Consider the following 15,437-nt stretch of genomic DNA (forward strand, 5'->3'; position numbering starts at 1 on the left):
CCTGTCCCCTTCTTGAAGATCAGGCCAGATTGGCCTCGATGTAGTCGAGGTTGAGATCCTGGCCGAGGCCGGGCTCGGTGCGGCAGTGGACATATCCGTCCTTGTCCATCTCGTCATCGATGCGGTTCTGGAAATCCTTCGGTTGATCGTAGTCGATGAAGGGATGAAGCAGACCGCGTTCGTAATAGCTCGTGTTGGAGATGGCTGCCGCCACGGCAAGGTTGCCGGCACCCGTGCCGTGGACTTCGCAGGACATTCCGAAACTGTCGGCCAGATGTGCCACCTTCATCGACGGTCCGATGCCGCCGACATCCCACACGCCGGTACGGAGCATGTCGCATGCTCCCTTCGATGCCCACTCGGCACGGGTCCAGTGCTTGCCGGTCATGCTCTCGGGACCGAGAATGTTCAGTCTTGGCAGATTTCCCGAAAGCCACTGATAGGAGGAAAGCGAGGCCTCCTCCATGCATTCCTCCATCCACAGGAATCCCAGTTCCTCAAGTTTCTGGCCGAGCCACAGGCTGTCCGCTCGCGAATACCAGTGGTTGGGGTCGAGCATCAGGGGGATGTCGGGACCGACGGCTTCACGTACCGCGGCACAGGCCGCGTAGTCCATTTTCACATTCGGTGCACCGGGAATGGGGGGCATCCACGTGTGCAGCTTTATCGCCCTGTAGCCATGCTTCCTGACAAGCCGTTCGGCAAAGCGACCATAGTCCTCCGGGGTGGCAAGACCATTGTCGAGATCATCGCCGCACATGGTCGATCCATAGGCGAGGATCTTCTCACGATAGCCGCCAAGCAGTTTCCACACCGGCTGCCCGCAGATCTTGCCGACGAGGTCCCACAGGGCGAGATCGACCGCGCACAGCACACGGTCGGTGAGCCGCATGGAGCTGCCGCGCTGCCACTTGTACAGCGCCCGCCACAGGTGCTCGTGCCGCATCGGGTCGGCACCGATCAGCACCGGCCGGATGAACTGCGCCAGCAGAGGTTCCGCGATGTCGGCCGGATTGGCGATGACATGGCCGACCGTGCCGTCATCGGCGACAATCGACAGAAGTCCCCCCCGGGTTTCGGTCACCGGTCCGGGATGACCGTGCCCGTCGCTGTCGCGGCTGGTGTTGGTACGATAGCGGAATGTCCTTGACTCGACTTTTTCGATCTTCATCTTCGGCGCAGCTTTCTTCGTCGTGACAATCGTGTCTGGATGTAGAGGGCTTCATCGCGCGTTCCGGGCTCGTTGGCCCAGCCATCGTCGGGGGGAAGTTCGGCAACGTTGCGAATGCCCGGATAGCGGACAATCTCGCCTTCGATAATGTCGACGCCGAGCCCCGGAGCGTCCGGCACCGGCAGGCGGCCATCCACGACCTTCAGCACCGGTCGTACCACCTCGTACCGGCCCGGCCAGTCGAACTCGACCCGCTCCAGCATCAGCGCGTTGGGGATGGTGGCCATGACGTGCAATGCCGCGAACTCGGCCACCGGCCCGAGCGAACCCGAATGCGGCGCCATCATGATCCCGTGCGCCTCGGCCATGGCCGCCATCTTGCGCATCTGGGTAATGCCGCCGGCACGTCCCGTATCCGGCTGGATCACGTCGACCAGATCGCGTTCGATATAGGGTCGCATTCCGTGGATGGTTGCCACCCGCTCTCCGGCTGCAAGAGGCACATTTACCGAATCGCGCAGGCGTGCCAGAGCGTCGAGATTCTCCGGTGGGACAGGGTCCTCATAGAACAGGAGGTCGAATGCCTCGAGTTCCCTCCCGACGAGAATGGCATCTTGTGTGGTCATCCATGACGGGCCGTGGGCATCGACCATGAGATCGCGCTCATCGCCGATTGCCGTACGGATGTCGGCGACAATGTCGAGATCGACCGCTCCGGTGAACGGAACCTTGAAGCCGCGATAGCCGCGCTCGATCAGTTCGGCCGCCCGCTGGGGCGTGCGGGCATGGCCGTAGACCTGTATACAGTCACGGAACCGCCCGCCCAGCAGGTTCCAGACCGGCTGCCCCAGCGCCTTGCCCTTGATGTCCCACAAGGCCATCTCGATGCCGCTCATGGCGCCGCCGGCAACCGTGCCGAGCATGCCATGCCCCATCATCGCCAGTTGCATGCGATGCCATAGCCGGTCGACATGTTGCGGATCCTCGCCGACCAGGACATTGGCCAGGTCCTGCACCGCCCGTTCGACGACACGCGGCCAGCCGCTGCATTCCCCGACGCCGTGAAGGCCCTCATCGGTCAGGACACGCACGAACAGCCAGTTGCGCGACCCGCGGAAATCGGCATCCACCCCCAGCGCCGCGCCGCCGGACGGCCTCGCCCCCACCTGCATCAGGTGGGTCTCGATGGCCGTGATCTTCATCGCTCCAGTCCTTCAAGGAATCGCACGGCGTCGGCGAGCACGCTGCGGGCGGCCGGAAGCACGCGCGCCCGATTGATGAATCCGTGCGTGACCCCTTTCTCCACGCGCAATTGCGTCCGGACGCCCGCAGATTCGAGCCGACGGGCCATGGAGAGCGTATCGTCGCGCAAGACGTCGAGTTCGGCCGCTACCAGCCATGTGGGCGGCAAGCCGGCGAGATCGCCCAGCATGGGCGTCACGAGCGGATCGTGGACGCGGCGTCCGCCAGGGTCGTAATGGTCGAAATATTCCATCATCCGGGCCCGCGGCAGACCGAACCTGCCATCGGCAAATTCGCGATAGCTGGGGCTGTCGAAATTCACGGCGAGCACGCCGTAGAACAGCATCAACCCCGCCAGCCCGGCCCGCTGGTTGTCGGCAAGGGCCGTGGCCGCAGCCAGATTGCCTCCCGCAGAAGTGCCGGCAAGGACGATCCGGGCCGGGTCCAGCCCCAGCCCCGGCCCGCTTTCACGGATCCACGCCAATGCGGCCGTGCAATCAGTCAACCCGGCGGGAAAGGGATGTTCGGGCGCCAGCCGGTAGGTGGGGGCCACCACACTCCAGCCGCTGTCATGCACCAGTGTGCGGATGGCCGGTTCGTTCTGGACGACGCTCCCGGCGACCCAGCCCCCGCCATAGATGTAGAGGATGACCGGCGAGGGTCGGCCCTTCGCCCCGCGGAACAGGCGAAGGGGCACGGTATGGCCGTCATCCGCGGCTGTATGCAGCTCCTCCGTGATCCCGGCTTCCACAAGTCCCTCATTCCAGAAGGATGCCGTCAGCGGTCCGGCACGTCGCGATTCGGCGATGCCCTCGCCGCGGCCAAATTCACGGTCGAGCCTCGCTTCCTCGGCCATCGAACGGGCCATGCCCGGCGCCAGCCTGTGTTCGTCATCGCCTGTATGCAGGTTCATTCCTCCCCTCGATAGCGTACCCTCTTGCGCGTTCCGCGCAGTGCGGGATCGGCACTGGGCACAGCCGACAACAACGCCTGGGTGTAGGGATGTTGCGGATCGGTGATGACCTGTTCGGTATCGCCGAGCTCGACGATGCGGCCCCGGTACATGACCGCGATCCGGTCGCAGAAATAGCGGATCACGGCCATGTCGTGACTGATGAAGAGGAAGGACAGGCCGAGGTCGCGTTGCAGTTCCAGCAGCAGGTCGAGGACCTGTGTACGGATCGACACGTCGAGGGCCGAGGTCGGTTCGTCGGCGATGATGAGCTTCGGATCGAGCGCTATGGCCCGGGCAATGACGATACGTTGCCGCTGTCCGCCGGAAAAGGCGTGCGGATAACGTTCCCGCATCGCCGGATCGAGCCCCACCCGTTCGAGCAGCGAACCGACCCGCCGATCCAGTTCACTGCCCGCCATGCCCTGATTGATGACCAGGGGCTCGGCAATGATCTGCTTGACGGTCATCCGCGGATTGAGCGAGGCGAACGGGTCCTGGAAGATCATGCGGATCTCGCGCCGCACCGGTTCGAGGTCGGCGGCACCGGCCGTCATCAGATCCTTGCCGCGGTAGCTGATCTCGCCGCCGGTCGGTTCGTAGACCCGGGCGATGCAACGACCCACGGTGGTCTTGCCGGATCCGCTCTCGCCAACGATCCCGAGCGTCTCGCCCTGCCTGAGTTCGAAGGAGATGCCGTCAACGGCCCTGGTGCGGTCGGTCACCCTCTGGAAGAAGCCGGTGCGCTTCTCGAAATGCATGGCGAGATCGCGCGTCGTGAGAATGGATGGCGCGTCGGCCGGAACGGGCGTCTTGTTGCGGGCCTTGCCGGAAAGCAGCTTGACGGCTCCGAGCAGGCGCTGCGTGTAGGCCTCCCGGGGCGCATTGAAAATGGCATCGACATCGCCGCGCTCGACCACGCGCCCCTTGTGCATGACCACCACGTCATGCGCGATCTCGGCGACCACCCCCATGTCGTGGGTGATGAACATGACCGCCATGCCGAGATCGCGCTGCAAGGTGGCGATGAGATCGAGGATTTCCGCCTGTGTGGTGACGTCCAGCGCCGTGGTGGGCTCATCGGCGATAAGGACGTCCGGATGACAACATAACGCCATGGCAATCATTGCCCGTTGGCGCATTCCGCCCGAAAACTCGAAGGCATAGCGGTTGATCGCCTTCTCCGGATCGGGAATTTCGACCTGCCGCAACATGTCCACGGCGATCTCGCGCGCTTCCCTCCGGCTCGCCTTGCGATGCAGCAGCACGGCCTCGATGATCTGCGCCCCGATGGTGTGGACAGGCGAGAGCGAACTCATCGGTTCCTGGAAGATCATGCCGATGCGCCCCCCGCGGATCTCGCGGATGGCCTTCGAGCGCGAGCCGAGCGCAATGAGTTCGGTCGCTCCGCTCCCCGGCTCGGGCTCGAAGAGGATGCGGCCGCCCGTGATCGTTCCCGGCGGCGGCACCATGTTGAGAATCGAGCGCGCCGTCATCGACTTGCCCGATCCGCTTTCGCCGACGATGCAGGTCGTCTTGCCGCGTTCGAGCTCGAAGGTCACGCCATCGAGGACGCGAAGCCCCCCCTGGCGCATCGCGAAATCGACGACGAGGTTGTCGACCCTGAGAATGGCTCCGTTCATGCCGTCACTGCCCATAGGGGTCGGCGGCGTCACGCATGCCATCGCCGAGGAAATTGAAGGCGAGCACCGCCACCACCACGAAGCCGCCCGGGATGAACAGCCAGGGTGCTTGACTTATGGAGCGCACGTTCTGCGCCTCCTTGAGCAGCACCCCCCAGCTGATCGCGGGCGGTTGCAGGCCGAGACCGAGGAAACTCAGGCTCGTCTCGGCAAGGATCATCAGCGGGACCGCCAATGTCAGCGAGGCGATGATGTGGCTGGTGAGCGATGGCAGCATGTGACGAAAGATGATGCGCTTCTCGCTGGCACCGTCGAGACGGGCCGCGATGACGAAATCCTCGTTCTTCATGGCGAGGAAACGGCCGCGCACCACCCGTCCCAGTTCGGTCCATCCCACGAGCGACACGATCAGCGTTATGACGAAATATTGCAGGTAGATGGGCCATGACGGCGGCAGGGCCGCCGCAAGCGCGAGCCAGATCGGAATGGTCGGCAGCGAGAGGACGAACTCGATCAGGCGCTGGATGATGACGTCGACCCGTCCGCCATAGTACCCCGACAGGCCGCCAAGCGTGATGCCGAGGACGAGGGAGATGGCGACGCCGACGAGCCCGATCGACATTGATATCCGCGTGCCGTACATTGTCCGGCTGAACATGTCGCGGCCAAGACGATCGGCACCGAAGAAGAAGACATTGTCGCGGGGATTTTCCGTGGCGATCAGATGTGTCTCGCTGTCGAATATCCCCCACAACCTGTAGGGTGCGCCCTTGCCGAAAAACTCCAGATAGATCTTTTCGCCCGTGGGCTCGTAGCTCACCCTGAAGGTCTTCGGATCGCGCTTGCGGTCCATCGCATCCACATAGGGCCGGAACGACCAGCTCCCGTCTTCGGCAACATCCACGAAATGCGGCATCTGCGGCGGGTGGAATATCGCCCGGCGGTTCTGCGTGAGCGGATCGCCCGGCGCAATGAACTCGCAGAAGAGCACGATCACGTAGAACAGCACGATGACCCACAGCCCCGCCATGGCGAGCTTGTGCCGTTTGAAGGCCCACCAGGTGAGCTGGGCCTGGGACGCGACCGCCACCTTGTTGTCGACGGCGACCGGCGCATCGTTGTCGAGAATGCCTGCCTCACTCATAGCGCACCCGCGGATCCAGGAGAACGAGCAGAATGTCGGAAATCAGCATGCCGATGACCGTCAGCGACGAGAGCAGCAGCACGAAGGCACCGGCCAGGTACATGTCCTGCGCCAGCAGCGCCTGAAGCATCAGCGGCCCCGCCGTGGGCAGCGAAAGGACGATGGCGGTCACCACCGCCCCCGAAACGAGGTTGGGCAGGACCCACCCGATCGTCGATATGAACGGATTCAGCGCGACCCGCACGGGGTATTTCATGATGAGCCTGAATTCCGACAGCCCCTTGGCCCGGGCGGTATCGACATAGGGCTTGTTGAGCTCGTCGAGCAGATTGGCGCGCATGATGCGGATGAGGCTGGCGGTTGCCGACGTGCCGAGCACGACCATCGGCAGCCAGAGATGCTTCATCAGGTCGACCACCTTGGCCATCGACCACGGGGCATTTGCATACCGGTCGGAGAACAGTCCGCCGACATCGGCTCCGAAATACACGACACCGATGTACATGAGCACCAGGGCGAGGAGGAAGTTCGGGGTGGCAAGGCCGATGAAACCGATGAAGGTCGCAACGTAGTCACCCAGCGAATACTTGCGGACGGCGCTGTATACACCGATGGGAAAGGCGACGGCCCACGTGAACAGCAGGGTCGAGAAACTCAGGATGAGCGTCAGCCCCATGCGCTCCCAGATGAGGTCCGAAACCGGCTGCCGCCATTCGAACGACATTCCGAAATCGCCATGGAGAAGATTGGTGACCCACTTGAAGTACTGGACATAGAGCGGCTGATCGAGGCCGAAGCGCATGCGCAGGTTGTCGATCGTCGCCTGGTCGAGGACTTCGTTCGATTCGCCGAGCTTGGCGATGTAGGTGGTCAGGTAGTCGCCGGGCGGTGCCTGTATCAGCAGGAAGGCAACGATCGAAACGGCAAAGAGAAAGGGCACCATCCAGATGATGCGCTTGACGATATAACGCAGGATCATGATGGCGCCCCGTCAAATACGACGGGATCCGCAAACCGACCCCCCGACGCGGATCCCGCCCCCCATCAATTGTTGTCGTAGTACCAGGTCTGCGGCAGCGTCGGCCCGGGATCCGGATACATCCAGGCACCGGGCATGATCTCCGGAACGTTGCGCAGCTTCACGTTCACCACGCCATAGAGATTCGGTGCGGATGAAATTCCGAACACCTCGAAGGCGTCGGCGGCCATCTGGTGGATCTGCCGGAACAATTCGGCCTGCCGGTCGGGATCGGCCGTCTGCTTGAACTCGTCGTAAAGGGCAAGGCGTTCCTTCATCGACTCGCTCGGTTCCTGGCCATCCTTGCCGCCCGACAGGTACCAGCGCGCCCATGGAATGGCGAACCAGGAAGCCTGCGGATGGACGGCCAGCACGTCACGCGGGCTCAGATAGGGATCGAGACCGCCCGGCGCACCCCAGACCATGAAATCATGCTCATTGGCCTCGCCGCGGCTGTAATAGATGGAACGCTCCACCGAGGTGGAGTGGAGATCGACGCCGATCTTGCGCCACTGCTCCTTCATGATTTCGAGCGCATCGCCCCAGTCGGGCTGCTCGATCCCCGTGTACTGGACATTGAAGGTGAACCGGCGGCCGTCGGGCAGCAGGCGGAAGTCGTCGGAATCGCGCTTGTCCAGTCCCGCACCGTCAAGCAGCTCGTTGGCCCGGTCCGGGTCGTATTCCGTGAACTGGTGCCCCAGCTGCTCGTTGTACAGCGGATGGCTGGGTTTGGGACCGATCTGCCACGGCTCGCCCATTCCCTGGTAGACGATGTCGATGATCTCGTCACGGTCGATCCCGAGCGACAGTGCGACACGCACATCCCTGTTGTCCAGCACCTCGCGCATGACCGGATCCTTGTGGGTCAGGTTGAGATGGATGGCCATGGCATTGGAATTGGCATTATCGAGTTCATACAGCTTGTAGCCGTTCTTTTCCGCATTCTCGGCGAGCACGGGTACATTGGCGAGGGCATCGATGCGCCGCCGCTGCATGTCGATATTGCCGGCAGCCGCCTCCAGCAGGAGGGCCTCGGAATCCTGGACGACATTCATCGCCAGTTCATCGATGTAGGGCAGCTGGTTCCCGTCCGTGTCGACCTGCCAGAAATAGGGATTGCGGGCCATCACGACGCGTGTGGCTCCCGCCGTGTAGGCATCCTTGGTCATGACCCAGGGATCGAGCGTCGGGCGATCCGGATTGCCCCAGCGGTTGGGGGCCTCGACCTCCCCGCAGCGCAGGCGGAACAGTGCCGGCCAGTCCTCGACCGCTTCGGTGCTGGCAACCAGGTCGGCGACCTTGTCGTTGTACTTGGGATGGAACTGGCTGCAGTAATGCTTGGCCCAGAGCACAGGCTCCTGGGCCAGCGGCGTCGCCAGTTCCTGGAGGAACATGCCATACGGCGCGGCGAACTTCAGCTTGACCGTGTAATCGTCGACCTTCTCCGCGGTCATCAGCTTGTCGTCGACCACGAAGCGCGCCGGCGGATTGGGGTAGAATTCCGTGTTGCTCAGGAGATCGTCAACGAAGAACATGATGTCGTCGGCCGTGAACGGCTCGCCGTCCGACCACTTCGTCCCCTTGCGGAGCTTGAAGGTGTATTCGGACGCGTCGTCGTTGACTTCCCAGCTTTCGGCCAGGTTGGGCTTGATGTTCGAAAAATCGGGCTCCCACCGGGTCAGCCCCTGGGGTGAAACGATGCGCAGGATCGAGTTGTGGTCATTCGAACCGCCAAGCACGCGGCGCAATGTCCCGCCATAGGTTCCGACACTGTCGAGAGGCGTCACGACCTCGGGCTGGTCGGGAAGGCGCTGGTCCACTTCCGGCAATTGTCCCGCCTTGACCATCTCCGCCAGCGACGGCGCTTCCTGATAGGCCCAGGCCAGTGCCGGCGACAGCAGCAGCCCTGCCATGGCCGTAGCCATCAGTGCACGGCGACCGGCACACCATGATCGTGCCATGCGGATAACCTCCCTGATTTATTTCACAAGACAGGTTCACATCTTATCCGCGAGTTGTCAAACGCATTCATGAGTTGTCAATTAGGCTGTTGACTTGTCATGAAACCCGCTTCCACAATACGCGATCATGACTGCCGTCAATCCGCATCCGACCTGTCCGACGGGAGCCGATCGCAGGCCATCCGAGCCAACGCTGGGCGACCATGTCCACGAACAATTGCTGGACCGCATAAGGGCCGGCGTCTATCCGCTCGACAGCCGGCTGCCGAGCGAGATCGATCTGGCGGCCGAATTCGAGGTGTCGCGCCCGATCGTGCGCTCGGCACTCGCCCGGTTGCGCGAGGAGGGCCTGGTGGTCTCGCGCCGCGGTTCGGGGAGCTTCGTCGCCAGCAGCAGCGAAACCGGCACCGGCGGCTACATGCAGCTCAAGAGCGTCGAGGACATCGCCGCGTGGTACGAATTCCGTCGCATGATCGAATCGGAGACCGCGGCGCGCGCCGCAAGCCGCGCATCGGGCGATGATGTCGCCAGGCTGGAAGCCATCGCACTGGAGATGGAGCGCACCCTCGACGAGGGCCGTTCAGGCGTGGAGGTCGACATCCGCTTTCACGACGCGATCGCCGCGATCGCCGACAACCGCTTTTTGCACCAGACCGTCATCATGATCCGCCCCCACCTCTATTTCATCGCCCGCTTTGTCCGCAGCCTCGGGCAGATGGGCTATCTGACCGGCCAGATCGAGGCGCGCGGCGAGCACCGGGCGATCATCGCGGCGATCAGGGCCGGCGATGCCGATGCGGCCCGCAGGGCGATGGTCGACCACGTCGACGGGTCTCACAGGAGGGTATTCAAGGGCGAGTAGATTCAGCCGTTGTGATTATATGTCATTCTGATCATTTTCACATTGATGAGACAAATGGACACCCCCGCCCCGTCGGGCTGATCATGTAAGAGTCATGATGAACGGGCATCGTCACAGCCCGTCGGAATAAAGCGGGAGAGTCTCATGTCGATTGCCAGACCGGTCGTGCGGACCGTCGCACGAAACCTGTTGCTCATGGGCGCGTTCACGACGGCGGCGACAGCGCCATTCCCTGTCGATGCCCAGTCGGCAAGCGAAGTCGAAAGCCTGCAGAAGCAGATCGAGGAATTGCAGAAGCAGATCGACGATCTCAGGCAGAAGCAGACCGAGACGGCCAGGCGGGTGGAGGAGCCACCCACCGTCGGATCCGGCAACGACAAGGTGCGGCTGAGCATTTCGGGACAGGTCGACCGCGCCGTCCTGATGACCAATGACGGCCACAGCAGCGATGCATTCTTCGTCGACAACGACAACAGCTCGACGCGCATCCGCATGATCGGCGAGGCCGATGCGAGCGACGACGTCACGATCGGGTCCAACATCGAGGTGCAGTTCAAGAGCAATGCCAGCACGGCGGTCAACCAGCGCGACGAGCGCAATGTCGGCCCGAACAACTTCACCGAACGCAAGATGGAGATCTATGTCGACAGCAAGAGTCTTGGCCGCCTTTCCCTGGGCCAGGGCGACACGGCCTCGAACAGCACCTCGGAGGTCGATCTTTCCGGCACCACCGTCGTCGGCTACTCGTCGATCGCCGACATGGCGGGCGGCATTCTCTTTCGCGACGGCAGCGATTTCACCGACATCACCATCGGCGACGGTTTCAGCAATCTCGATGGCCTGTCGCGGGATGACCGCATCCGCTACGACACTCCGGACTTCGGCGGCTTCAAGCTCTCGGGCTCGCTGGTCGCGGACGAGAGATCGGACATTGCCGCCCGCTTCTCCCGCCAATATGGCGAGACCAGGGTCGCGGCCGCGATCGCCTACGCTCACGACGATGGCGATTTCGACCAGGTCAACGGCTCCGCGTCGGTCCTGTTCGCGAACGGCATCAGCCTGACAGCGGCCGGCGGCAACCGGGACAACGACAACCGGGATGACGGCAGGTTCATCTACGGCAAGGTCGGCTACGAGACGAAGCTGGTCGAATACGGCACGACGGCCTTTGCCGTCGACTATCAGCATGGCGAGGATATCGGTGCCGATGGCGACAAGGGCAATTCGTTCGGCGCGTTCGCGGTGCAGAATCTCGATGATTTGGCGACCGACCTCTATTTCGGCTACCGGTACTACGACCTCGACCGGAACAACTTCGATCTTGATGCCATCAACGCCGTCATGACCGGCGCGCGCGTGAAGTTCTGATGCAGCGCACTGTTGTCGCCCTGCTGGCGATACTGGCCGTCAACAGCTGCGGCGGCCAGTCCTACACGGCGCCGGAAGTCGACGAGCTCAAGCCCGGCCGTGGTCTCTTCACGGGCGACGAGGGCGCGTTTGTCATCCGTCCCCCGGCATCCACGATGAAACCGAAGAAACAGGACCGTATCTGAAGGACTTGCGGGCTGAAGCCGATCCCGGATATCGCCGCCGGGACCGGCTTTCCTTTCGGCTTCATCCGGCCTTCCCCGTCATTCGGGCACTGCCGGATCCGGCCGCGAACTCGGGTATGTGCGCGGCGGCCGCCTCGCGGATGCGTTCCACGGCGGCACCATCGACACCGCTGTACGGCCAGAGCAGGCGGGGAGTGATCGTCGCCCATCCGCCGGCCGCCGCCATGGCCTTGTCGCAGGCATAGCCCGGAAGGCCGGATGCGAGAATGGGGGCGATGGCATCCGCCATGAACGATGCGATGCGCCGTTCCAGATCGAGGGCCGCATCGGCGTCGGTGCGGACGAGCCCCGCCCAGGCGACGGCGGCGGCGGGATCGAGGCAGGCCATGTTCGAGTAGGAACCATGGGCGCCGGAAGCGATGCCGCTGGCGTAATGATGCCCTGGAATGAACACCGCGATCCGCTCCAGCACCGGCCGCATCGCTGCATACCAGTGGCCATCTCCGCCCGCGCACTTGAGCCCGATCAGGGAAGGCACTGCAATGCAAGCCTTTTCCAGATCCTGCGGTGTGAGCACGGTCTTGGCATGCGGTGGGTTGTAGAGCACCAGCGGCATATCCTGCGCAGCCTGTGCACAGCCTTCGAGATATCTGCATGCAGCCGGCGGGTCGATCGGCGACCAGTCGGGCAACGTGACCTGAATGGCAGCGGGTGCCAATCCGCTGGCGAATATGATGCGGTCGACGGCCTGCCGTGGAAGCGGATGCGATGCGCCGATCTGGAACGGCAACCCCGCCTGCCGTGCCGCATGGGCGAAACGGCGGCTGACCGCCTCGAATTGTCCATCGGCAAGGCAGTGGAACTCGCTGGCCGTGCCGTGGACATACACGCCGTCGACACCCGCCGCGGCGAATGCCCGGACCTGTTCGTCGATGGCTTCGAGGCGGATGCCGCCATCCTCGCGCACATCGAGGAGAACGGTCGCCCACACGCCGCGCAGGCGAGCAGCCGTCATCCGCGGCGGACGCCCCCCGTTCAGGCCAGCCATGGGCGCACCGCGTCCCCGGAGAGGAAGGCCGCGAGCTTCGTTTCGGCATCGTCGCAGCGCAGCGCCATGGGCAGGCGCGCGGGGCCGACATCGATACCGCCGATGCGCAGGGCAAGCTTGGTGCCGGGGACGACACCGGTTTCCATCAGCAGCTCGACGAAGCGCTGGGAGATGTCCTGAAGCTGGCGGGCGGTGGCGAGATCGCCCTCCCGAATCGCCCGGTGCAGGGCGACATACAGCTTGCCCAGGACATTGTAGGTGGTGCCGATACCGCCATCGCTGCCGAGCAACGCGCCCGTCGCATAGATTTCATCGAAGCCGAAATAGAAGGTCTTCCCCGGATGCCGGCGGCGCAGCATCGAGAACTTGAAGAGGTCGGTGGAGGAGAATTTCACACCCTGCACACGGGGCAGTTCGAGGATGGCGGAGAGCAGGTCGAGCGGTAGCGGCCGGCCGGTGCGGATCGGGATTTCGTAGGCGATCAGCGGCAGGTCGGTGGCCGCCGACAATTCACGGTAGTAGGAAAGGATCTCGGAATCGCTGAACGGGTAGGAATGCGGCGGCAGGGCGGAGAGCGCATGATAGCCCAGCCGTGCAGCGTTGCGCGCCAGTTTGACCGAGGTGCCCAGCGAGGGCATGCCCACATGGGCGATCAGCGTCGCGGGGTGGTTTTTCGCACTTTCCGCCACGACCGCCTGCTGTTCGAGCAGGGCATCGCTTTCCAGCAGTCCGGATTCGCCGCTGCTCCCGCCGACATACAACCCCGCCAGTCCCTGGCCGAGGACATGGGCATCCAGCCGGCGCTGGCGCTCGGGATCGAATTCGCCCTGATCGTTCATTGCGGTCAGCAGGGCTACATACATGCCGGAAAGGGGCTTTGTCATGGGATGTCCGGTTGCTGGATGACGGGTCGCGGCCGGCAGGTCGTGCGTGATGGGCCCGAATGCGGCACCCGCCGGAATGCGATGACCATGCGCCCTGCTTTTTGGTTTGACAATACGGAATTATTGTCTTACCAAAATTTCCACAAACTGATCCCGTTATTCTGCCGGATGGCCCGCCGGGCCGGACGAGGGAGGCTCAAGGTGCAGCTCGCGGCCGATGGCACGCGCGGACAGGGGCGTGTCGCCGACATGATCGCCGATACGCTGATCAGCGAGATCCGCTGCGGAAAGATCGCGATCGATGACGTGCTGCCGAGCGAGCGCTCGCTGTGCGCCCGTTTCGACGCGTCGCGGCCGACGGTGCGCGAGGCCCTCTCGCAGGTGCAGCTCCGGGGCTACATCCATGCGGGCGGCGGCAAGCGGCCACGGGCGGCATGGCCATCGCTGGCGGGGATCCTGCGGGGCGCCGGCGACGTCATCCGCGATATTCTCGGCGATACCGAAAGCTCGGCCCATCTGGAACAGATGCGCCACTTCATCGAGACGGGGGCCATGCGCGAGGCGGCCAGCCGGGCCGATCATCTCCAGATCGCGCAGATGCGTCATGCGCTCGAAACCAATTTCGAGGCCATCGGCACCTCCGGTTTCGCCGCCAGCGACCTCGCGTTCCATCGTTCGCTCGTGTCGGTGGTCGGCAATCCGATCATATTGACACTGCATGATCTTTTCGTCTCGGACATGCTCGCGCGAAGGCCGCCGGAACCCGACCGGCTCACCCACGACCGGCTGGTCTACGAGGAACACCGCCAGATCTACGACGCCGTACTCAAGGGTGACGTGATCGCTGCTACCGAGGTCATGGACCGGCATCTGGCCCGCTCCTATCGTGCCAGTCTCGGTTCGCCCAGGACTCTTTCGACCGGCGGTGATGGGGCGTAACCGACCTGCATCGCCGCACCGCGAAAAAAACCAAATGGAGGAATTCTTGCAATGTTGAAGAAAATGCTGGCCGCCACCGCCCTGGCGGTCCTGCTCACTGCGACCGCTTCCGCCCGCGAGCTGACGCTCGGATCGCAGGACAACGAGCAGTCCAATCCCTACAAGGGTGCCCTGGCCATGCAGGAGAAGCTGGCCGAGCTGTCCGGCGGCGATCTCACCCTCAAGCTGTTCCCCAATTCGCAGCTGGGCGACTTCAAGGCCATGGTCGCCCAGATGCAGGCCGGCGAGCTGGACATGGCGATGACCGGCTATCCCGACATGTCCTACATCATTCCCGAACTCAAGCTGATCGGCGCTCCCTATGTCGTGCGCGACTTCGATCACCTGAAGACGATCCTTGCCGGGCCGTGGGGCCAGGACATGGAGCAGAAGTTCGAGGCGCAGAACGTCAAAATTCTCGATGTGTGGTATTATGGAACGCGCCAGACCACGGCCAACAGGCCGATCAACTCGATCGAGGACCTCAAGGGCCTGCGGATGCGCACTCCGAACGTGCCCTTCCTGATCGCCTATGCCTCCGCCGTCGGCGCGACGCCCGCTCCGGTCGCGTTTGCCGAGGTCTATCTGGCCCTGCAGACCAACCAGGTCGACGCCGAGGAAAATCCGCTGCCGACCATCGAGGCCATGAAGTTCTATGAAGTGCAGAGCGCTGTGGCCATCACCAACCATTTCATCGCTTCCAGCGCCATGCAGATCTCGCTCGATACGTGGAACAGTCTCAGCGAACAGGAGCAGGGCTGGCTCATGGAAGCCATCAAGGCCGGCGGCGAGGTGAACGACACCCTCAATTTCGATGGCGAGGCCAAACTGCTCGACGAGTTCGCCAAGCGCGGGCTCACCGTCACCCATCCCGACCTCGAACCGTTCCGTGCGGCCATGCAGCCCTATTACGACGAGCTTGAGGCCGAGTTCGGCAAGGGCTCGATTGCCGCCGTCATCGGCGACTGACAATTCATCGCG

At 63.5% G+C, this 15,437-nt stretch carries 14 protein-coding genes; 5 read left to right on the plus strand and 9 right to left on the minus strand.

Going from position 1 to position 15,437, the window contains the following annotated elements:
• Positions 1–19 precede the first annotated feature (19 nt).
• From H6851_19990 to H6851_20020, 7 genes are all read right to left on the minus strand, one after another.
• Positions 20–1,171 carry an enolase gene (locus tag H6851_19990; GenBank protein ID MCB9945889.1) on the minus strand — a complete coding sequence of 384 codons (1,152 nt, stop codon included), beginning with the start codon at positions 1,169–1,171 and terminating at the stop codon, positions 20–22.
• Entirely contained in the window at positions 1,168–2,373 is a 1,206-nt protein-coding gene (locus H6851_19995) for a mandelate racemase/muconate lactonizing enzyme family protein (GenBank protein MCB9945890.1), read from the minus strand. The genes H6851_19990 and H6851_19995 overlap by 4 nt, the downstream gene beginning before the upstream one ends.
• The gene (locus H6851_20000) at positions 2,370–3,326 is read right to left on the minus strand and encodes an alpha/beta hydrolase (GenBank protein ID MCB9945891.1); all 957 of its coding nucleotides are present in this window, start codon (positions 3,324–3,326) and stop codon (positions 2,370–2,372) included. Before H6851_20000 ends, H6851_19995 begins: the two co-directional genes overlap by 4 nt.
• Entirely contained in the window at positions 3,323–5,008 is a 1,686-nt protein-coding gene (locus H6851_20005; GenBank protein ID MCB9945892.1) for an ABC transporter ATP-binding protein, read from the minus strand. Before H6851_20005 ends, H6851_20000 begins: the two co-directional genes overlap by 4 nt.
• Positions 5,009–5,012: 4 nt before the next feature.
• Complete coding sequence (locus H6851_20010; GenBank protein ID MCB9945893.1) at positions 5,013–6,152, minus strand: ABC transporter permease; 1,140 nt, start codon at positions 6,150–6,152, stop codon at positions 5,013–5,015.
• Complete coding sequence (locus H6851_20015) at positions 6,145–7,128, minus strand: ABC transporter permease (protein ID MCB9945894.1); 984 nt, start codon at positions 7,126–7,128, stop codon at positions 6,145–6,147. The genes H6851_20010 and H6851_20015 overlap by 8 nt, the downstream gene beginning before the upstream one ends.
• A 68-nt stretch (positions 7,129–7,196) precedes the next feature.
• Positions 7,197–9,131, minus strand: coding sequence for an ABC transporter substrate-binding protein (locus H6851_20020; protein ID MCB9945895.1), 1,935 nt, complete (start codon positions 9,129–9,131; stop codon positions 7,197–7,199).
• Positions 9,132–9,258: 127 nt separating this feature from the next.
• Between H6851_20020 and H6851_20025 the strand changes: the two genes are divergently transcribed.
• The 3 genes from H6851_20025 (at position 9,259) to H6851_20035 (ending at position 11,546) form a co-directional block, all read left to right on the plus strand.
• On the plus strand, positions 9,259–9,993 hold the full coding sequence (locus H6851_20025) for a FadR family transcriptional regulator (GenBank protein ID MCB9945896.1): 735 nt from the start codon (positions 9,259–9,261) through the stop codon (positions 9,991–9,993).
• Between the two features lie 144 nt (positions 9,994–10,137).
• Positions 10,138–11,361, plus strand: a complete 1,224-nt coding sequence (locus tag H6851_20030) for a porin (protein MCB9945897.1) — start codon at positions 10,138–10,140, stop codon at positions 11,359–11,361.
• Positions 11,361–11,546: a hypothetical protein gene (locus H6851_20035; GenBank protein ID MCB9945898.1), complete on the plus strand. Its 186-nt coding sequence runs from the start codon at positions 11,361–11,363 to the stop codon at positions 11,544–11,546. Before H6851_20030 ends, H6851_20035 begins: the two co-directional genes overlap by 1 nt.
• A gap of 61 nt (positions 11,547–11,607) precedes the next feature.
• Here H6851_20035 and H6851_20040 read toward each other — a convergent pair whose 3' ends face one another.
• Together H6851_20040 and H6851_20045 are read right to left on the minus strand one after the other, a co-directional pair.
• A complete protein-coding gene (locus H6851_20040) occupies positions 11,608–12,594 on the minus strand; it encodes a dihydrodipicolinate synthase family protein (GenBank protein MCB9945899.1) in 987 nt (328 codons plus the stop codon).
• On the minus strand, positions 12,582–13,478 hold the full coding sequence (locus tag H6851_20045) for a dihydrodipicolinate synthase family protein (protein MCB9945900.1): 897 nt from the start codon (positions 13,476–13,478) through the stop codon (positions 12,582–12,584). The genes H6851_20040 and H6851_20045 overlap by 13 nt, the downstream gene beginning before the upstream one ends.
• 168 nt (positions 13,479–13,646) lie before the next feature.
• Between H6851_20045 and H6851_20050 the strand changes: the two genes are divergently transcribed.
• Positions 13,647–14,417: an FCD domain-containing protein gene (locus H6851_20050; GenBank protein ID MCB9945901.1), complete on the plus strand. Its 771-nt coding sequence runs from the start codon at positions 13,647–13,649 to the stop codon at positions 14,415–14,417.
• Between the two features lie 51 nt (positions 14,418–14,468).
• Complete coding sequence (locus H6851_20055) at positions 14,469–15,425, plus strand: sialic acid TRAP transporter substrate-binding protein SiaP (GenBank protein MCB9945902.1); 957 nt, start codon at positions 14,469–14,471, stop codon at positions 15,423–15,425.
• The last annotated feature ends 12 nt before the right edge of the window (positions 15,426–15,437 follow it).

This window comes from Geminicoccaceae bacterium (genome assembly GCA_020638465.1).
Classification (GTDB): Bacteria; Pseudomonadota; Alphaproteobacteria; order Geminicoccales; family Geminicoccaceae; genus JAGREO01.